Origin of the sequence: Exiguobacterium sp. UBA5002 (assembly GCF_002396765.1) — a bacterium.
Taxonomy (GTDB): Bacteria; Bacillota; Bacilli; order Exiguobacteriales; family Exiguobacteriaceae; genus Exiguobacterium_A.
This window is the reverse complement of the sequence record NZ_DGYQ01000004.1, coordinates 17,361-35,407: the sequence shown is the minus strand read 5'-3', so window position 1 is coordinate 35,407 and position 18,047 is coordinate 17,361. Positions and strand designations below refer to the sequence as shown.

The 18,047-nt window shown below is 48.8% G+C and carries 18 protein-coding genes; 4 read left to right on the top strand and 14 right to left on the bottom strand.

Annotated elements, in window-relative coordinates; translation table 11 throughout:
• Positions 1-171 precede the first annotated feature (171 nt).
• From B4C70_RS00360 to B4C70_RS00345, 4 genes are all read right to left on the bottom strand, one after another.
• Entirely contained in the window at positions 172-2,727 is a 2,556-nt protein-coding gene (locus tag B4C70_RS00360; protein ID WP_290776237.1) for an ATP-binding protein, read from the bottom strand.
• Positions 2,728-2,933: 206 nt separating this feature from the next.
• Entirely contained in the window at positions 2,934-3,374 is a 441-nt protein-coding gene (locus tag B4C70_RS00355; RefSeq protein ID WP_214727881.1) for a hypothetical protein, read from the bottom strand.
• A gap of 71 nt (positions 3,375-3,445) precedes the next feature.
• Positions 3,446-3,865: a hypothetical protein gene (locus B4C70_RS00350; RefSeq protein ID WP_047390976.1), complete on the bottom strand. Its 420-nt coding sequence runs from the start codon at positions 3,863-3,865 to the stop codon at positions 3,446-3,448.
• A complete protein-coding gene (locus B4C70_RS00345; protein WP_290776234.1) occupies positions 3,865-5,982 on the bottom strand; it encodes a DNA topoisomerase III in 2,118 nt (705 codons plus the stop codon). Before B4C70_RS00345 ends, B4C70_RS00350 begins: the two co-directional genes overlap by 1 nt.
• A gap of 44 nt (positions 5,983-6,026) precedes the next feature.
• Between B4C70_RS00345 and B4C70_RS00340 the strand changes: the two genes are divergently transcribed.
• Positions 6,027-6,923: a DMT family transporter gene (locus tag B4C70_RS00340; RefSeq protein WP_290776232.1), complete on the top strand. Its 897-nt coding sequence runs from the start codon at positions 6,027-6,029 to the stop codon at positions 6,921-6,923.
• A gap of 46 nt (positions 6,924-6,969) precedes the next feature.
• Here B4C70_RS00340 and B4C70_RS00335 read toward each other — a convergent pair whose 3' ends face one another.
• Positions 6,970-8,430 (bottom strand): MDR family MFS transporter, encoded by a 1,461-nt coding sequence (locus B4C70_RS00335; protein ID WP_195865706.1) that lies wholly within the window; start codon positions 8,428-8,430, stop codon positions 6,970-6,972.
• 145 nt (positions 8,431-8,575) lie between these two features.
• Between B4C70_RS00335 and B4C70_RS00330 the strand changes: the two genes are divergently transcribed.
• Positions 8,576-9,391, top strand: coding sequence for an SDR family NAD(P)-dependent oxidoreductase (locus B4C70_RS00330; RefSeq protein WP_023467637.1), 816 nt, complete (start codon positions 8,576-8,578; stop codon positions 9,389-9,391).
• Positions 9,392-9,434: 43 nt separating this feature from the next.
• Here the strand turns inward: B4C70_RS00330 and B4C70_RS00325 are convergent, their stop codons facing one another.
• Genes B4C70_RS00325 through rnz form a run of 7 tightly spaced genes read right to left on the bottom strand, consistent with a single transcriptional unit; the run spans position 9,435 to position 14,186 of the window.
• Positions 9,435-9,806, bottom strand: coding sequence for a hypothetical protein (locus B4C70_RS00325; RefSeq protein WP_223041529.1), 372 nt, complete (start codon positions 9,804-9,806; stop codon positions 9,435-9,437).
• 27 nt (positions 9,807-9,833) lie between these two features.
• A complete protein-coding gene (locus B4C70_RS00320) occupies positions 9,834-10,397 on the bottom strand; it encodes an ECF transporter S component (RefSeq protein ID WP_251136703.1) in 564 nt (187 codons plus the stop codon).
• Positions 10,394-11,347, bottom strand: coding sequence for an ATP-binding cassette domain-containing protein (locus B4C70_RS00315; RefSeq protein WP_290776227.1), 954 nt, complete (start codon positions 11,345-11,347; stop codon positions 10,394-10,396). Before B4C70_RS00315 ends, B4C70_RS00320 begins: the two co-directional genes overlap by 4 nt.
• Positions 11,283-12,002: a hypothetical protein gene (locus B4C70_RS00310; RefSeq protein ID WP_290776225.1), complete on the bottom strand. Its 720-nt coding sequence runs from the start codon at positions 12,000-12,002 to the stop codon at positions 11,283-11,285. The genes B4C70_RS00315 and B4C70_RS00310 overlap by 65 nt, the downstream gene beginning before the upstream one ends.
• Positions 11,980-12,384, bottom strand: a complete 405-nt coding sequence (locus B4C70_RS00305; protein ID WP_290776223.1) for a DUF4430 domain-containing protein — start codon at positions 12,382-12,384, stop codon at positions 11,980-11,982. Before B4C70_RS00305 ends, B4C70_RS00310 begins: the two co-directional genes overlap by 23 nt.
• A complete protein-coding gene (locus B4C70_RS00300; protein WP_290776222.1) occupies positions 12,381-13,277 on the bottom strand; it encodes a hypothetical protein in 897 nt (298 codons plus the stop codon). Before B4C70_RS00300 ends, B4C70_RS00305 begins: the two co-directional genes overlap by 4 nt.
• 3 nt (positions 13,278-13,280) lie before the next feature.
• Entirely contained in the window at positions 13,281-14,186 is a 906-nt protein-coding gene (gene rnz, locus B4C70_RS00295) for a ribonuclease Z (protein WP_290776220.1), read from the bottom strand.
• A gap of 108 nt (positions 14,187-14,294) precedes the next feature.
• On the opposite strand from rnz, the gene B4C70_RS00290 reads away from it, so the two are divergent.
• Complete coding sequence (locus tag B4C70_RS00290) at positions 14,295-14,474, top strand: hypothetical protein (RefSeq protein ID WP_023467629.1); 180 nt, start codon at positions 14,295-14,297, stop codon at positions 14,472-14,474.
• A gap of 62 nt (positions 14,475-14,536) precedes the next feature.
• Here the strand turns inward: B4C70_RS00290 and B4C70_RS00285 are convergent, their stop codons facing one another.
• Together B4C70_RS00285 and B4C70_RS00280 are read right to left on the bottom strand one after the other, a co-directional pair.
• The gene (locus tag B4C70_RS00285; RefSeq protein ID WP_023467628.1) at positions 14,537-15,661 is read right to left on the bottom strand and encodes a M20/M25/M40 family metallo-hydrolase; all 1,125 of its coding nucleotides are present in this window, start codon (positions 15,659-15,661) and stop codon (positions 14,537-14,539) included.
• A gap of 232 nt (positions 15,662-15,893) precedes the next feature.
• Positions 15,894-16,850: an aromatic acid exporter family protein gene (locus B4C70_RS00280; RefSeq protein ID WP_290776218.1), complete on the bottom strand. Its 957-nt coding sequence runs from the start codon at positions 16,848-16,850 to the stop codon at positions 15,894-15,896.
• Positions 16,851-16,932: 82 nt separating this feature from the next.
• On the opposite strand from B4C70_RS00280, the gene B4C70_RS00275 reads away from it, so the two are divergent.
• Positions 16,933-18,009: an N-acetylglucosaminidase gene (locus B4C70_RS00275; protein ID WP_064300263.1), complete on the top strand. Its 1,077-nt coding sequence runs from the start codon at positions 16,933-16,935 to the stop codon at positions 18,007-18,009.
• The last annotated feature ends 38 nt before the right edge of the window (positions 18,010-18,047 follow it).

The window sequence follows — 18,047 nt, the reverse complement described above, 5'->3', positions numbered from 1 at the left end:
TACTGGCTTCGATCAGGATCCAAAGAATGAGTGATCGTCGGACTTAACAAGGCCATCTGCTTCGCCGCATCTCCTCACTTCCTTTCTGTTTGATAGTAGTTAATTCCCGTTTTGCAGAGGAAACCAACAAAAAACGTTCTTTGATTTTTCAATCAAAGAACGTTTTTGACATTAACATTCATCTGCCGATTCCGTGACCGGTACGACGGACTGGACGATCGGTAGTTCGACGATGAACGCTGACCCGACACCTTCCGTTGATTCGACATGAATCATTCCTTCATGCGAACGAACGATTTCCTGACAAATCGCAAGACCAAGACCGGTACCGCCGATTTTTCGACTATCCGAATTATCGACTCGGTAAAACTTACTGAACAGTTGTGGTAGCGCGTGACGGGGAATACCAATCCCTTCGTCTTCGATCTTCAACTGAACCCGGTCTTCGACTTGACGCATCGTAATCGTGATCTGACCACCATCTGGTGAATACTTGATCGCATTGTTGATCAGGTTCGTGAACAACTGGCGTATTTTTTGTTCATCGGCATGAATCCGACCCGTCGTCGTTTCTTCAAAATCAAGGACAAGCTCGTGATCTTTTGCCGAAGCGGTATGGAACTCGACCGTTTCCTGAATGACTTTCGTCAGATCAAGCGGTTTAAAGTCATACTGTTGCTGACTCGATTCCATGCGCTGGACATCGAGGAAGTCGTTGACGAGATTCGTCAACCGTTCGGTTTCTGCATGAATCGTCTCGAGATACCGTTGACGTTTTGATTCCTGTACGTCGCGCGCGAGCATCAATTCCGTGTAGCCGTAAATCGAGGCAAGCGGTGTCCGCAACTCATGCGAGACGGTCGAGACGAATTCCGATTTCATCCGGTCGATCGCTGTCTCTGCCGTCACGTCACGTAAGACGAGCATCGTACCGCGGAAACAACCACCGTAATGAATTTCCTCTGCATACAGCGTGACGAATCGCTCTTCCTTGTTTAAGGACAACGCCAAGCTCTCCGTCGGAATTTCCTGACTGCAGACATGATCCATGTAGGTTAAGAACGCCTCATGTTGATCGACTTGCACTGCCAACTCTTCGATTTTGACGTCGAGCGTCATCAATCCTTCTTCCGCCACTTGATCGTGCGCCGGATGATGGAATAAAGCGAGCAATGGTTTATTGGCAAAAATCGTCTCTCCTTCGATATAGATGACCGCTTCCCGAATCGAACGGAGAAGTTTGGACGTCTTTTCCCGTTCTCGTTCGACTTCTTCAAAGACACGCATCCGGAGCAAGGAGAGTGCCAATTGACGGGAGAACGACCAGATTTCGTTCGTCTGCTCTTCCGTAAAAGCATCTCGGTAACGGACGAGATAAATGCTTGCAATCATCGTGTTCGTCGCCGGGTCCATCACTGGTACGACGATTTCGTACATCGTGTACGGATATGGGAGCGGATGATGACTCGCGACTTGTTTACTTGAACGAACGGCACGTTTGTTTAGACGGGCGCGTTCAAGTAATGACGTCGAAGCATGTAATAACTGATACTCTTGCTCCTTCGTCATCCCGTACGAGACGAGATTCGTATAGCGGTCTTGCTCTAAGAAGACGATCGCTCCGAGCTCCGCATCGGTAATTGTGATCAATTTTTCGATGATCGCCGGATACGCCGTCAACGTTTCGCGAGACGCGAGTGTCTCGGTCAACTCATTGCGATAACGCAAATGAATCTCGTTACGTAACGTGATGTCGAGTGCTTCTTCGAGCTCTTCCTGTTGCGATTGCAGTTCTTCTTGCTGAGCAATTAATTCTTCTTGTTGACTTTGGAGTTCGTCGTTACTTGCGACAAGTTGATGTTTTTGCCCGGAAATGGCGGCTGCCATCTGGTTGAACGTTGTCGTCAATTCACCAATCTCATCTTGACGATTCGTGATGACGATCGGCGTCGCATCTTCACCTTTAGCGAGTCGTCCACTTTCCCGGTTCAACTGACGCAACTGACGCGTCAAGCGGCGGACGAATGGTCGGACGAAAACGAGCGTGATCAATAAGAGGATTGCGATATTGACTGCTCCGAGAATTTGCGACGAGTTGACTTGTTTACCAAGCCGCTCTTGTGCCGCCATCTCTTGATCGTTCAAGGAATTACGATATTTTGTAAAAACGCTCTCCATATCAACGATACTTGAACTCATATCAGCCGCACTCTTCGTCTTGATGTTGAACTTTCGCTGTGGATCGAGTGGTTTTGATTTCGTGACTTTTCCAAGCGTCGTCATCTTCAAGAACGGCTCCGTCACTTTGCCGTCTTTTTTCGCCGCGACATAATTGACGAGGCTTGGCATGACGCGTTGGGTATACGCCGTGTAGAGTTCCCGTGCGTCCGTTGCATACTGTCGTTCTTCTTTAAAACGTGCATTTCGCTCGAACCACGTCGTTTGTTGATTGATACCATTTTTCTTTTCTTCGATTTCTTTTAACATCTCTTCGTCACCAAGCAAGACGAAGCCACGCATCTCGTACTGCATACTTTGCCATGATTCGTATAAATCCGTCGCTCGTGTCCGATGTTCGTTTAACATCTTTAATTCTTGGCGTGATTCATCCACCTGTTGTTTCGTATATAGGTAGACACCACCTGTCGTTAGCAGCAGTGTCAGAAAAATCACATAAAACGCAGACATGATTTGCCGTCCAATCGTTCGATTCAGCCATGTTTTCATTAAAGGAATTCAACTCCTTTCCCTTTATCTTTCTCCAGCAATAAAGGTATTCCCGTTCATTCATTGTAAACTTTTTTCAATCGATACACAGTATTCTGCTCAAAAAGATTTCAATTTCATACAACTTTAATCTAAATCGTTGTATATGACAATTAGATGTCACGATTCAACCGTTTTCAACAAAAAAAGAGCCCTTAGGACTCTTTTTAATGGTGATGGTGATGTCGATGGACCGGCTGTTCATCAGCTAAATGATCCGCATCTAAAATGCCGAGCCGTAAGTACTGGACTTCGATCTGCTTTTTAATCGTTTCAGAGATTAGATCTGTCCCTTGAACGAGCTTTAAGATACCAGTCGCAATCCGGAATGGTTCAAGATTCGTCTTTTCGACCGGAAACCGTGTCAACGTCTTTAAGTATGCGACGTAGTTCAGTGCGTCCGATTCACCCGGACTCACGAGACGCGCCGCATGCTCGCGCAGTTGCTGCGTCAAAGAATTCGTTGAGATCCCCTTTGAGGCTGCAGATATGACTCCGAACAGAATGAACCCGATGATGAGAACGAAAAATCCGACCATAAAAATCGGCATGCCCGAGAAGAAGCCGTCGCCTCCCAATTCGCTTTCCATGAATGCTACTGTGAACATAGTGAACCCTCCAAATGACTAGAATGATGACGATCACTTATCCTACGTCATCCTCTTCAAGGAAGTTTCACCTAGTTAGGTAGTTTTTGTAAGTCAGCTTGGAACCAGTCTTCAACGAAGAAGCGTTCCGTCTCCGTCTCGATTTGATATGAATACAACACTTCGAAGTCTCCTTCCGTCAACATCGGTAATGTCAATTCGCGGACGAGTTGGCGTAATTCTTCCGTCAGCTCAGCTTCGTAGCGGATGAATCCATCTTCCCGATGCTCGACTTCCGTCAAGTACGGAAGCAGGATATGCTTGCCGAATGATTGTGGATCATCGATCACTTCCGCTGTCACACCAAACAGTTCTTCTGCTTCTTCGACCAGTCCTTCTGCCGACTGTACCTCGATATGATCCGGAAACCAGACCGTCAAGCGGCGCCCTTCCTGTAACAGTCGTTCAAAGACAGGACGAAATGATTGATTTTGAATCAGTTCGTATTGCATCAGTCTTCCCCTTTCGTGAATTCGAATTTTAATTGATCGCGCTCGAGATAAAGCATCGCCTTAAACTGGCGCGCATTCTTTTTCATCTCGAGTGGCTTTGTTTTTTGACCTGCGAGTACTTTTTTGACTTCCGTTTGTGTCAATTTGGCACCAAGGATCGTTTTCGGTAACGTAAAGCCACAGTTGTTCTTCTGATAGCCGCTGCAGCCATAAAACTTCCCACGATCAAGCACCGCTGATTGACACAGTGGGCACGGACCGACCGGACGATTCGTTGCACCCCGCGGAGACTTACTCTTGACTTGCGTCGGATCAACAGCGAGTTGTTCGATCCGTTGTTTGGCATCGACGACGAGATGCTCTGATAATTTTTTCGCCTGTTCAATGAACTGGGCAGCAGATGCTTCTCCTTTGCCGATTTGCTCGAGACGGCTTTCCCACTTCGCTGTCATCTCTGGTGAAGCAAGAATACTTCCCGTCACGGCATCGATCAAGATTCGACCTTTTGGCGTCGGATGAATCTCTTTTTTGACAAGTTTAATGTACTCGCGTCGTTTTAGTCCGTCGATGATCCCGGCACGGGTTGCTTCCGTCCCGAGTCCCTCGACTTCCTTCATGATCGCTTGTAGCTCATCTTCGAGTAATTTGCCAGCTGTTTTCATGCCGAGGATGAGTGTCCCTTCCGTATAGCGTTTCGGCGGCTCCGTTTGTTTCTCAAGCAGACGACAGCCTTTGATCGGCATCTCTTGTCCTTGTTCGACGGCTGGTAATTCGACTTCCTTTGACTCGATTTGTAAGACCTGTTTAAAGCCCGGATCAATCGTCCGACTGCCGCGTGTCAAAAAACGGTCCATCTCACGCGTCGTCACGATTTCCGTTTTCTCCGAGACAGCGTCCGGTGCAAAGGCAGCAAGGAAACGGCGAACGATTAAATCGTAGACTTGCGCATCTCGTCCAGAGAGCTTCGCGACGGCACCCGCCTCTTCTGTTGGAATGATCGCATAGTGGTCGCTGACCTTTGCCGGATTGACGTAGCGTTTATCGTTAGCTGGATTGTTCGTCAGGACATCCTTGATTGGGCTATATTCCGCTTGCTTCAATAACCGATCAAGAATGACCGGGAACTGTCCCGCCTCCTCTTTCGTCACGAAGGAAGAGTCCGTTCGTGGATAACTGATCCAACCACGGATATAGAGTTTTTGCGCGATATCGAGCGTCTCTTTTGCACCGAGACCAAACCGTCGGCTCGCTTCTGTTTGTAAGAGCGATAAACTGAACCAAAACGGTGGACGTTCCGTCTGACGTTTTTTCTCGATCGATGCGACGACTCCGGTTCCTTTCGTCCGATCCACGATCGCTTGTGCCTGTTCCCGGTCACTCAGCTTCGTCTGTTTCTTCGCATTGATGTATTTTCCTTTGTATCGCGTAAAATCCGCCTCGACTTCGTAGTACGTCTCCGGTCGGAAGTTCTCGATCTGTTTTTCCCGTTCGACAATCAGTGCGAGCGTCGGTGTCTGGACCCGTCCGAGGGAAAAGACGTCGGCGATGCCCTTCTTCTTCAGTAACGTCGTATACGCACGGGACGCATTCATCCCGATCAACCAATCGGCGCAAGCGCGACTCATCGCCTCATGAAAAATGTTCTCCGTTTCCTTACCATCGAGCAGGTTCGCAAACCCATGATCAACCGCTTGAGGCGTCAGACTCGAAATCCAGAGTCGTTGCAGTGGTTTCGCGTTGTTCGCGAGACGTAAGATCAATCGGACGATTGCCTCTCCCTCTCGCTCGGCATCCGATGCTATAATGATGGAAGTCGTCGTCCGCTCATTCAATAATTTCTTGATGACTTGGTACGGTTTACTCTTGCCTTTTGCCAGTCGGTAATCAAATCGTTCCGGGATGATCGGCAGATGATCGTAGTTCCATCGTTTCCATTTGGCGTCATAATGCGCCGGCTCCTGCAGTTCACATAAGTGTCCGACCGCATAGGCGAGTTTTGCTCCTTGCGGAAACCGGTCACACGGCTTGATTTCAATGTAGCCGTCCCGCTTCACGGACGGATACGGTGCTGCCAGTTTTTCAGCTTGTTTTGGTTTTTCAGCAATGATCAATTGCACACGCTTCACCCTCATTTCCTTACTTCAGACATGTGGAGGTACCCATGCCCTATTTTACGTTATTCATGGCTTTATTCTTTATTTCAACATCGGCAATCTTCGTCAAGTGGGCGGAGACCCCGATCGAGGCTGTCGCCTTTTACCGCATGTTGTTCTCGACCTTGTTGTTGCTCCCGCTCATTCGATTGAAGGAACTTTTGCAACTCAGTTCGTCAACGATCCGGCATATGCTATTAAGTGGCATTTTGCTCGCCGGGCATTTTTGGCTGTGGTTCCTCTCTCTTGATTATACGACAGTTGCGAGCTCGACGCTCTTCGTGACCGCGAGTCCGATTTTTGTCCTGGCCGGTAACGCATTATTCTTCAAACAACACCCGTCGCGCAAGGCACTCCTGTTCGTTGCTGTCGCCTTGTTCGGTGGCGGTCTCGTCGCTTACGGAGATATCGCCGTCGGTATGCGCGCCTTGATCGGGGACGGTCTTGCTTTGCTCGCAACGATTTTAGTCGCTGGTTACTGGTTGCTCGGTCAACACGTCCGCACAAGCGTTTCGACGAATCTCTATTCGTTCGGTGTCTACGCTGTCGCGTCGCTCGTCTTGCTTTTGTTATCGTTGATTCAATCAACGAATCTCGTTGCTGCGTTCCAACAAGATTGGTGGCTGTATATTCTTCTTGCCGTCTTCCCGACGTTACTCGGTCACAATTTATTCAACTGGGCGCTCGCTCGTGTCAGTGCCAGCATCGTCAGCATCACGATCCTTGGCGAAGCGGTTTGGGGGATGATCTTCGGATACTATCTGTTCGATGAGAAGCTGACATGGATTCAAATCACCGGTGCCGCTTTACTATTGATCGGAATCGGATTGTTCCTCCGACGCAACGAACGCGATATTCGCGAACAAATCGCCCAGCGTGAGAGTGCCACTAGTCAATCTTCTTAATGACAAAAGCGAACCAGGATGATCATCATCCTGGTTCGCTTTTTCATTACGATCGTGGATCGTCAGGTCGAACTTTCGGTAAACGCCATGTCATCGCGAATGCGAGAATCGCACAAAGAACGCCACCGATGAAGACGTAACGTAATCCATGTGATAACGCGATTTCTGCCGCATACTGCACGTCCTGTCCGAACGTTTTTGCCGTACTCGATTGGAAGAATGGATCAATCGCGTACCCTGACAGCGTGTCTGACGCTGCAAATGAACGAAGGATCGATAGGTTGAAGATCGTACCGAAAATCGCAACACCGAGCGTCTGCCCCGTCGTACTCAAGAACGAGTTGACGGCCGTCGCTGAGCCACGAAGTGACCAATCGACGGAAGTCTGCAAGACGACCATAAAGACGGGTTGTGAGAGACCAAAACCAATTCCGATCAGCGAAACGGCAAGATAGATGAAAACATCACTTGATTCGCGCGTGATCAACGATAAAATCACTGTACCGACGATCAGCAGTCCCATTCCGGTCATCGTCCGGTACCGGGGTGAAGCCACACCAATCGTCCGTCCACCGATGATGGCGGTCAGCGTCCAAAAAAGCGACAGTGGCATCAACATGAAACCAGCTTCGGTCGGACTCTTACCGAGTACCCCTTGGGCGAAAATCGGAATATACGCTGACATCGAGACGAGCACCCATGCGGAAAAGAAGACCGCTAAGTTGATCACGAGAATGACCGGATGGCGAATGACTGCTGGCGGTAAGAGTGGATCGCTCGCCTTTTTCTCGACCCGGTAAAATGTGAACAATAACACGAAACTAATGAAAAAGCTCGCTAGAATGATCGGACGCAAGAACGTCTCCGACTCACTCCCCGACAATAAGCCGTACAGAAACGCACTCATCCCGAGCGCAAACAACAAGGCACCCCGGTAATCAATTTTCCGCTCTGTTTCACGGACCGTCTCTTTGTAGTAAACGACGATCATGAAGAACGACAATAACGCAAACGGTACGTTTAGTAAGAAAATATACCGCCACGATAGCGATTCAACGAGGAATCCACCGACGAGTGGTCCAGCGACACCCGAGATGCCCCAAACCGCGCTCAGCACCCCTTGAATCTTACCTCGTTCCTCATATGTATACAAATCACCGATGATCGTCATCGCAATCGGCAATACGGCTCCTGCCCCGATGCCTTGGACGGCGCGAAAGACGATCAACATCTCCATCGATTGAGCAAGTCCACAGGCTAGTGACGCGACGGTGAAGACACCAATCCCGAATAACAGGACCCGTTTTCGCCCATATAAATCTGCCATCTTTCCGTAAATCGGCGTCGAGACCGCCATGAACAATAAGAACCCGGCAAAGATCCAACTGACTAATTTCGCCCCGTTCAGTTCACTCGCCATGACAGGCGTAGCTGTTGCGACGATCGTCCCCTCGATCGCAGCTAAAAACGTCGCGAGCAACAAGGCGACGGTTACTTTTTTCCTCATTTGTTCCACTTCCCCTCTACTGTTCTATCATACTGGTTGGACCAATGATAAGAAAAGTAAATGCTTACGAAACAGGATTCGCGGGAACGGTATGGAATGGTATACACTAGACTCAGATTCACGATTTCGAATGGAGGAATGTCCTATGTTACGAAAAACAGCACTGATTACCGGTGCATCGGGTGGAATCGGACTCGATCTCGCTGTCCTTGCAGCGCGAGATGGCTTCGATTGTGTCCTCGTTGCCCGCAATGAAAAGAAATTGAAGGAGCTTCAACAGGTCCTTGAAAAACGCTATCAGATCAAAGTGTATGTTTTTGCTGCCGATCTCTCGCTGAGCGACAGCGTCGATCGCCTTGTGCAGTACTTAGAGGAGCAGGAGTTGACAGTTGATCTGCTGTTCAATAACGCCGGCTTCGCCACGTCGGGACGCTTTGCGGAAATTGATCCAACAGAAGACATCAACTCAATCCAGGTCAACGTCGTCGCCTTGACGGATTTGACGAAGCGTCTTTTACCAGGAATGGTTGAACGTGGCTTTGGACGCATCCTGAATGTCGCGTCGGTCGCTGCCTTCATGCCAGGACCATACATGAGTGTCTACTACGCGACGAAAGCCTATGTTCTGTCGTTCTCGGAAGCACTTGCGACAGAAGTCGACGGCTCGGGTGTCAGTGTGACTTGTCTCTGCCCGGGACCAACTGATACGAACTTCTTCGACCGGGCGAACATCACGCTACCGTTTAAGAGTATGCCGTCACACCTCGTCGCCTTCGCTGGATATCGCGGTATGCTCAAAGGGCGTCGCGTCGTTGTTCCAGGTGCGAGCAACCGCGCCATGGTTTCCTTGTCCCGTCTCTTGCCACGCCGTCTCCTGACAGAAGTGACAGGTCGAATCCAAGATCCTGCTCGCCAGCAAGAATCGTCGACAGAAGAAGAACTCCTGTACGCGAATTCATGAAAAAAACGGAAGGACCAGATAGCTGGTTCTTCCGTTTTTGTATTTATGCCTCGTGATGACGAAAACGCCGCGTTGCATAACGTTTGAAGCGATCAAAGGTCGTCGTATAGCGATACAGATAACGAATGACGAGCGCACCCGTGATCGAGACGATGTAGCCCGTCGATAAGACGAGTAACCAGGAGACAATCGCGAGGAACCATGAACTCTCGAACCGTAAATGTTGCCAAAGTAATCCTTCTGATGAGGTAATGAGCATGGCGCTTGGGAAGATGGCGGCAGCAAGTAAGTAACAAGCAGCGTAACGTCCTCTAATCGTACCTTTCATCAACAGAATACTGCCAAACACTAAGCCGACACTCGAGACGATGAGCAACATGACGACATAAGCAAGCGAAATCGACGATCCCAGCATATGCCTTCCCTCCTGTTCGGTATGTTACTATTCTGTACCCCTCTTTTCATCGAATGAATGCATAATTCGTAAAAAAATCGGAAACAATATCCAAATGAAGATCGCGTTACTGAATCCGTGAAGCATATCAAACGTTCCTCCGGCTACAAGCAGTGTCAAAAAAGCTTGCCACGAGAATCCGGTCAATACCAAGAACCCAAGATTGCTCACCCATCCGTATAAGAAACCAGCGAGAAATCCATATCCAGTCAATACGATCCGGTAACGAAGAAACGGAACGAATCCTAGACTGGCAATCGTTGCATACGCCAGCGCTTGAAAGAGGACGAACGGACCGCTTCCGAGAAACAAGCTCGTTAACACGACGACAAGCATCCCAGAAATGGCACCGACGATCGGATGGATGAAGACGGCTACTAATAAGATGAGTGCCGTTGCCGGCTGGACGTTCGGCAAACTGGAGAACAACAATCGTCCGACGATTGCCGCTGCCGTGATGATAGCGATGAACCGTAATCGTTGATCCGTCATCGGTAGTTTTTCGAAGATGATCAAGAACAGACCCATAATCAGAATCGTTGCGACGATCATACGAACAACCGGCTTTCACGTAAAAATTGCTCCGTTGGTCCGTCAAACGCTACTTCTCCGTGCACGAGATAGATGATGCGCTGTGCTGCTCGAATCAGAGCTGAATCATGCGTCGCCATGACAATGAGCGTTGTCGGGTTCGTATTCCACGAATTGATGAAAGTCGTTCGATCCATGTCATCGAGACCCGCTGTCGGCTCATCAAAGTAATAGCTGTCTTTACTCCAATCGATACCGTCCAAGAGACGTTTTTTTTGTGTCGTAAAACTACCGCTTCGATCGTCTAATGGCGCAAGCATCGGATGCGCTGGTACATAATGCGTCTCCCCCGAGCGCCGGACTTTTCCGTACAGCGGTCGCTCGACACCGAGCGCGAGTCGTAGTAACGTCGATTTCCCACTACCATTCGCACCAATGATCGCAATGCGTTCACCTTGATGAAACGACAATTTTTCTGTTGCGAGTGCATAGCGTGTCTGTAACGGATAACGGTGTTGGACGTTTTCGATCCGATTCAGGGTACGACCTGTCAATTCAGTAGCGCGACTCGTAATTGACAAGTCGGATTGTATCGTCATCGAGCAATGAATCTGACAACCAAACCGTCGTTCGATTTCTTCAAGCAATCCCATCAATCGCTTTCGCCTGACATGATCAAGAAAGAGAAACGGTTCCGACAAGAACAGGGTCTTTGGTGACGAAGACAACGCATGACCGAGTCCGACGAGCTGTTGTTCTCCGGATGAGAGTTCACTCGACTCCGCTTCAAAAAAAGCTTCTAGTCCAAGCAAGGTCGCGAGTTCTCCTGCCCGAAACAAGGAACCCGTCGCCAGAAGATCTCGGACACGTCCATGTAGTAAGCGCTCCGGTGTCAAGACGGGTTGTTCATGTTCGCTCGCCTGTTGACGTAGTCGCTCTTCGCGATTTGTGTCGATATACATGATAGGCATCCCGGATTCCTCCTTTTGTAAATAATAGCACTATAGGCAAAATCAGCGCCGGAATGATCGCCCATGGTGTCAGACAAAGAGCCAGTCCTGCCGCAAGCAATAAGCCTGTCTGAACATCACGTCGCATGATCGGTCTTAAGCGAGACGGCACCGCTTCGATCGGTACGATATGATAGGCGGCCATCCGCTCCAGTCGAACAGCAAGCGACGCTTTCGGATGACTCATCTTGACTTCCGGCCAAGTCCGTAAGAAAGACGGAATCAGCGCCAACACCATCCCCGTCAATCGTGTCAGTCGAGGTAAGAAACGAAACAACGGTCCCATCTGATCGAGTCGAACCAATGTAAAAATCCATTGACTCGACGTGATGAATAACGTCACTTGGACCGTCGTTTCATAGATTGCCACCGTGTCGATACTTGCACCATAAAGAAGCGGGACGCACATCATGACCGCATAAAGAGCCGGGAGAACTAAATAGCGAAACACTGTCCGTTCTTGAACGAATAAAAACAAGAGCAGATGATAGACGACGATCACGGATTGATCATGTGTGAGGACGAACGGGATCGTAATCATCCCGATGAAAAAGAGAGCGACGTTCACTGGGTGAAGTCGCTCCCGTTCTGGTTTACTCAAAATAAGCCATTGCATCTTTTTCAAATCGCCATTCGAGACGATCTCCTTTTTTCAGTTCGTAACTTCCAGCACCGACTTCGCCTGGTTTGCCGTTGACCCCGAAGACCCAGCCACTACCTGCTCCAGCTGATTTCTCTCGAATCCCATCGACTGCAGTGACATATGCCATCTCACCTTTACCTGTTTTGACGACATCGAGCGTCGTATCTTCAAGTGCATCCAGTGCTGTATCGTTTTCGTTCAAGCATACGTCTTTATCAAACAACGTCTTATCCTTGACGTGATCCACGACCGATACCTTAATTTCCGCCTCACAAGACGCTGTTTGTTGTTCCTCTTTTGCTTCCGCGCAACCGGCAAGTAACACGATACTTGCAGCAAATAGCCATTTTTTCATCGTACGACTCCTTTTCGCCTTGATGTCTCAAAGCTGTAATTGTATAACAGAATGGTTTTATTTCGTAAGGATTGACCGTCAGAACGGTAATACGTCAGACGGACCGCATTCGCTAAGACATCGTCCCCTGTATTGACGTACGGAATCAGTTTTCCTTCGTCATCAATCAAGAAGACCGTTGCATCCTGCAGACTAAACGTTTCATAGAGCCCATCGAGATCCATCTCGACATAGGGTGTTTTGGAATCATGTAAAATCTCATGAATCGAAAGCTTTCGCAACGTCTCAAACGATTGATTCGCATCAATCAGTTTCTGGTAATACGACGTCAACGATTTTGTCGTCAACTCTTCACGCGGTCGATAGGAAATCGTTCCCGTCAACTCCTGGTAACTGACATCGTAACGAATGAAGCGTTTCGGTGTTTCGACGAGCATCTCAAACGAGGCGTTCCGGAGATTCCCGCCCCGATCGAACATCAACCGACTTTGTTCCATCCGCAGCCCGTCTTCTCCGACACGACGTTCGATTTGATTAAGAAAGCTATCAAACGAGTCATCTGTGATGGCCACGCGACCAATCTGTTGGGTTTCTTCCCGCAACGTTCCGGCATCAAACGGTCCAAGGAAAAGTTGGAACAGGAAGAACAGGAATCCGAATAATGCCATGTACCGTTTGTAACGCGAATTCTTTTTTGGATGCAATACGATCAAGAAGATGATGATGCCGAGTGGTAATTGAATATCATAGACCGGAAACGACACGGCCCCGAGACACGCATAAAAAATGAATTTCATGTACAAGTATGTTTCTTTTTCGGTCCGACGTTCGAGCAAAAATCCTAAACCACTAGCGGCCAATAAAAAGAGTGCCCAAAGAATAAGAAAGTCCATCGGTTATCCTTTCACCGGAACAATCCGGTGATCAAACATCAAATGACTGTTCGCGAACACTTCTCGTGCTTCTTGTTCCAGTACTTCTTCTTGCTCGACATAACGCGCGGATACGTGCGTCAAGAGAAGCTTTTTCGCCTGAGCCGTATCAGCGATGACAGCTGCCTGACGGGCAGTCGAGTGACCGAAGCGTCCCGCATGTTCGACTTCTCGATCTGCAAACGTCGCTTCATGGACTAATACATCGACGTCACGCGCAAGATCGATTGATGCCGCACACGGCATCGTATCACCAAGAACCGCAAGTTTGACACCTGGTTTCGGTGCTTCTAAAAAATCGGACGACGTATAGACCGTGCCATCGAACTCGAACGTTTCTTCCTGTGTGATCCGGCGATAGAGCGGACCAGACGGCACGCCTAACGTTTGCAAGGCATCGACACGTAATGCACCACGCTCTTCTGGTCCTTCAAGTCGGTACCCGAACGCCGGGAAGCGGTGTTCAAGTGACCGCACTGTCACGCGGAAACCATTTTGTTCATACGTTTGACCGTCCTCGACTTCGACGATTCGGAGCGGATATCGCAAATACGTCCCTGTGATCCGTAACGTCGCGTCCATCCATTCCTTAATCCCGGTCGGTCCATAGATCGTTAGTGGCGTCGTTCCCTCTAAGGCAGCTCTTGTACTAATGAATCCTGGTAAACCAAAGATATGATCCCCGTGTAAATGGGTAATGAAGATTGCGTTGACTTTCCGTGGTTTGATCGGACTGTGTAAGATTTGATGTTGTGTCGCTTCTCCACAATCGAACAACCAGGTCATTTTGGGGTGTAACAAGGCAATCGATGTGACGTTCCGTTGTTTCGACGGCATACCGGCCCCTGTCCCTAAAAAATAAAATTCCATCTTTTTCCCCTTTTCGTAAAATTAGCATTTTTTATACACAAAATACACCTTTCGTCTGTTGAAGCATGGTAAACTGTACCTATTCAGATTTGGAAGGTGGTTTTTTCCATGACTAAGATTGAACGGACCTATGCCCGCATCGTCCGGGAAGCCCGCAAACTGAACGAGAGTTATCGGCAAAAATACGGAAAGTCGATTCAAATCGATGAAATCGCTTCGACCTTATTATGTACAGAAGAACTCGTTCTAGAGTCTATGGAATATGTGGATCGTCCTCAAGTAGTTTAATCGTACAATGATAAAGAGTGTACCGCAATGTTGCGGTACACTCTTTTTTGTGTTTCATCAGCTTATTTGTTCGTGATGTAATCAACTAACGTCACGCAAAGTTCCGCTGTTTTGACGAGTTCTTCGATTGGCATCTTTTCATTCGTCGTGTGGATATCTTCATATCCGACAGCCAAGTTGACCGTTGGGATACCAAAACCAGCAATGACATTGGCATCTGATCCGCCACCAGAATGTAAGAGGCGTGGCGTGCGTCCGAGTTGTGTGATCGCTGCTTTCGCGACTTCGACGACTTGATCTCCATCTTCGAACTTAAAGCCCGGGTACATGACCTTGACTTCAACTTCAGCACGACCACCAAGTTCTGCTGCTGCTTCTTCGAACGCCGCTTTCATTTTCTCTGTCTGTGCTTCCATCTTCGGAGCGACGAGTGACCGTGCTTCCGCGAAGATTTCGACATAATCACAAACGATGTTCGTTGATGGACCACCACCGCTGAACCGTCCGATGTTCGCTGTCGTCTCTTCATCAATCCGACCGAGCGGCATCTTCGCGATCGCTTTCGACGCAATCGTAATCGCCGAGACACCTTTTTCCGGTGCGACACCAGCATGCGCTGTTTTCCCGAAAATCTTCGCATTGACTTTTGCTTGCGTTGGAGCAGCCGTAATGATGTCTCCGACTTTTCCATCTGAATCAAGTGCAAAACCATAATCGGCATCGATTTTGGATGGATCAAGAACCATCGCACCGACGAGCCCAGATTCTTCACCGACTGTGATGACGAACTGAATTTTCCCGTGAGGTTGTTTCGTTTCATTTAATACATGCACGAGTTCGATCAGAGATGCGAGACCTGTTTTATCATCTGCCCCAAGAATCGTTGTGCCGTCCGTCTTGACGTAACCGTCCTCGATGATTGGTTTAATGCCTTGACCCGGGAATACCGTATCCATATGGGAAGTGAAATAAATTTTATCGACGCCTTCTTTTGTTGCTGGAAGCGTGACGATTAAATTGTTTCCTTTATGTTCCGTCTTGGACGAAGCGTCATCCTCGAACACTTCACATCCGAGATCCTCGAACGTTTTTTTCAAGTGAGCACAAATGCGTGCCTCCTCTTTTGATTCCGAATCGATCTGGACAAGTTCTAAAAACGTATCTAATACACGTTGTTCATTGACCATGACAAAACCCTCCTCTTATTATGTTTCAATCCACTAGCGCTTTTTTAGTATACCATCCCCATCGTCATTTGCACTTCTGAAAGGTTGTTTGTACAATGGCAGTAATCAGTCGATACGAGAGAGGAGTCAATGACGATATGGCAAAACCATCGAAACAACAACGCATCATCAAATGGACGACGATCGGGATCTTAGCAATCTTCCTGATCGGTACGTTTGCCTCGACGATGTTTTATTTCTTTTGATTGACGTAGCGTTGTTTTAAACGTAAATATTGCTCCGCTTCTTGTAGCATGTGTAGTAAGGCAGAGCGGACCTCGAATTCTTCCCGCGTGACGGGTAAGGCAGAGGCACGGAAACGTGTCAATAACGCCTCTAGTTCTGAAATGTACACCATTGCGTCGGCTTCAGGTCGGACATTGTCACCAATCGTCCGAAAGAAGTCGGCGACTTTTTTTCCTTCTTCGACGACGAGGACCAGTTCCTCGGCATGATGGACGATACCGCGCAGTAACTCGAATTGTTGTTCGCGCATCCGGAAGTAGGCATAATCCTCATCATCGTTCCGACGACCGATCGCGTTTCCCATCCGTTTTAAGGCGGCATCCTTCCCTTCACGTAACAGTCGTTCTGTCTCGTCAAGCGTCAACGCATGATGATTGACCCGCCCTGTCTCGATCGCAGCGGCGACTTCGAAGAATAAGGCAGCGATCCGTTGATCAATCTTTTCTCGGCGGTCGTCAATCAACAAATCGAGACTTGGCATGTACATGTTGACAAGCAATCCGACACCAACACCAATGCCAAGCAATAAGGATTCATTTAACAGGATGTGCGCGTTGAGCTGACGTTCCGTATACAAATGTGTCAGAATGACGACACTCGTGATGAAACCGTCCTGAAGTCGGAGGCGTTGAACGGATGGAAGGAATAAAATGAAATAGATCAATAATGTCACCGGACGATAGCCGATGACCTCGAATAGAATAAATCCGAGCACGATGGCAAGTAATGATGCGATGATGCGTTCGTAAGAAGACCGAAACGTCTTCTTTCGTGTCGACTGGATGCTCAAGATGGCGATGATGGCAGCGAAGACGTAATAATCGAGCTTGAGCTGTTCTGCGATCCACATCGCGAGCGCAGCAGCGACCGCTGTCTTCAGCGTGCGATAACCGATTTGCAACATGTTCACCCCCTTTTGTTTTTCTTTGTTAGACTACCTACGTTGGACACGAATGTCCATTGCTTTTTAAAGGACGTGATTTACTTTGACGACACGCACTATCCGCCCCGGTCGCCCCGTGCGCCGGACCGGTTCGATAAAAGGATTGCTTTTTTTCTTCCTCATCGGAGTTCTCTTGTTCTTTTGGCTCCGCGAGGAACCGAAGACCGTCTTAACCCCACCAGCGCCTTATTCAGCTGAGCGCTATGAAAAAGGCAAAATCATGGAACAAGAGTTCCAGACGTTCACCGAAGCGAAGGAGTACGCGGGACAGCGCGGCGCGGTGAAACGTTCATCGGACGACCGCTACGTCTACCTCGGTGGACCAGGTACTGGGATCGTCGACGATCGTGGTATTCTATCGATTCATCGTGACCCTGAGTTAAAGAAACGGCTCACTTACGTCGCTTCCGGCACACGTGTCCAGTTGCTTGAGTTCGGTGAACAGACGAGTCGTGTCAGCATCGCCGGCGTGACGGGGCATGTCCCAACGGACCGCTTACGTCCGTTCCCGGCAGAACGTGTCTCGAATGCATCGTATTATCAGACGAAGGGCGATCGACTCCTTCACTACATCGTCGCGGACAGCGGACTTGGTGGGCTGATTGTTGCCGGCGAAGCGACGAAAACGACGCCTCGGACGAGCAAATATGTCGAATCGAAGACATTAACGCGTGATTTGACGAAACCGACGCGTCTCAGTGCCAAACAACTCGATGCGTTCATCAAGGAGCAAGCACCGGACAGCCCCTTGATCGGTAAAGGGAAAGTCTTTAAGTCCGTTGAAAAGAAATACCGTGTCAACGCTGCCTATCTGCTTGCACATGCGATTCACGAATCGGATTATGGACGGTCTGAGATTGCTCGCGAGAAAAATAACTTGTTCGGCGTCAATGCGACCGATTCCGCACCGGGAGAAGATGCGACCGTCTATAAATCCTTGACGGACTCGATCGAGCAGACCGGTCGATTCATCGCAAAGGATTATCTCGATCGGGATGGACGTTATTTCCGCGGGGCGTACCTTGGGAACAAACAAAAAGGCATGAACGTCTTTTACGCGTCAGACCCTTTCTGGAGTGAAAAAATCGCTGGTATCATGGTGAAAATGAACGCTTTCTAAATCCGAGATATGATACACTATAGGGCGAGACAACAATC

Excerpts from the sequence above, each read along its gene's own strand:
- B4C70_RS00360 (WP_290776237.1), bottom strand. The coding sequence starts at position 2,727 with ATGAAAACATGGCTGAATCGAACGATTGGACGGCAAATCATGTCTGCG.
- B4C70_RS00355 (WP_214727881.1), bottom strand. The coding sequence starts at position 3,374 with ATGTTCACAGTAGCATTCATGGAAAGCGAATTGGGAGGCGACGGCTTC.
- B4C70_RS00350 (WP_047390976.1), bottom strand. The coding sequence starts at position 3,865 with ATGCAATACGAACTGATTCAAAATCAATCATTTCGTCCTGTCTTTGAA.
- B4C70_RS00340 (WP_290776232.1), top strand. The coding sequence starts at position 6,027 with ATGCCCTATTTTACGTTATTCATGGCTTTATTCTTTATTTCAACATCG.
- B4C70_RS00335 (WP_195865706.1), bottom strand. The coding sequence starts at position 8,430 with ATGAGGAAAAAAGTAACCGTCGCCTTGTTGCTCGCGACGTTTTTAGCT.
- B4C70_RS00330 (WP_023467637.1), top strand. The coding sequence starts at position 8,576 with ATGTTACGAAAAACAGCACTGATTACCGGTGCATCGGGTGGAATCGGA.
- B4C70_RS00325 (WP_223041529.1), bottom strand. The coding sequence starts at position 9,806 with ATGCTGGGATCGTCGATTTCGCTTGCTTATGTCGTCATGTTGCTCATC.
- B4C70_RS00320 (WP_251136703.1), bottom strand. The coding sequence starts at position 10,397 with ATGATCGTCGCAACGATTCTGATTATGGGTCTGTTCTTGATCATCTTC.
- B4C70_RS00315 (WP_290776227.1), bottom strand. The coding sequence starts at position 11,347 with ATGCCTATCATGTATATCGACACAAATCGCGAAGAGCGACTACGTCAA.
- B4C70_RS00310 (WP_290776225.1), bottom strand. The coding sequence starts at position 12,002 with ATGCAATGGCTTATTTTGAGTAAACCAGAACGGGAGCGACTTCACCCA.
- B4C70_RS00305 (WP_290776223.1), bottom strand. The coding sequence starts at position 12,384 with ATGAAAAAATGGCTATTTGCTGCAAGTATCGTGTTACTTGCCGGTTGC.
- B4C70_RS00300 (WP_290776222.1), bottom strand. The coding sequence starts at position 13,277 with ATGGACTTTCTTATTCTTTGGGCACTCTTTTTATTGGCCGCTAGTGGT.
- rnz (WP_290776220.1), bottom strand. The coding sequence starts at position 14,186 with ATGGAATTTTATTTTTTAGGGACAGGGGCCGGTATGCCGTCGAAACAA.
- B4C70_RS00290 (WP_023467629.1), top strand. The coding sequence starts at position 14,295 with ATGACTAAGATTGAACGGACCTATGCCCGCATCGTCCGGGAAGCCCGC.
- B4C70_RS00285 (WP_023467628.1), bottom strand. The coding sequence starts at position 15,661 with ATGGTCAATGAACAACGTGTATTAGATACGTTTTTAGAACTTGTCCAG.
- B4C70_RS00280 (WP_290776218.1), bottom strand. The coding sequence starts at position 16,850 with ATGTTGCAAATCGGTTATCGCACGCTGAAGACAGCGGTCGCTGCTGCG.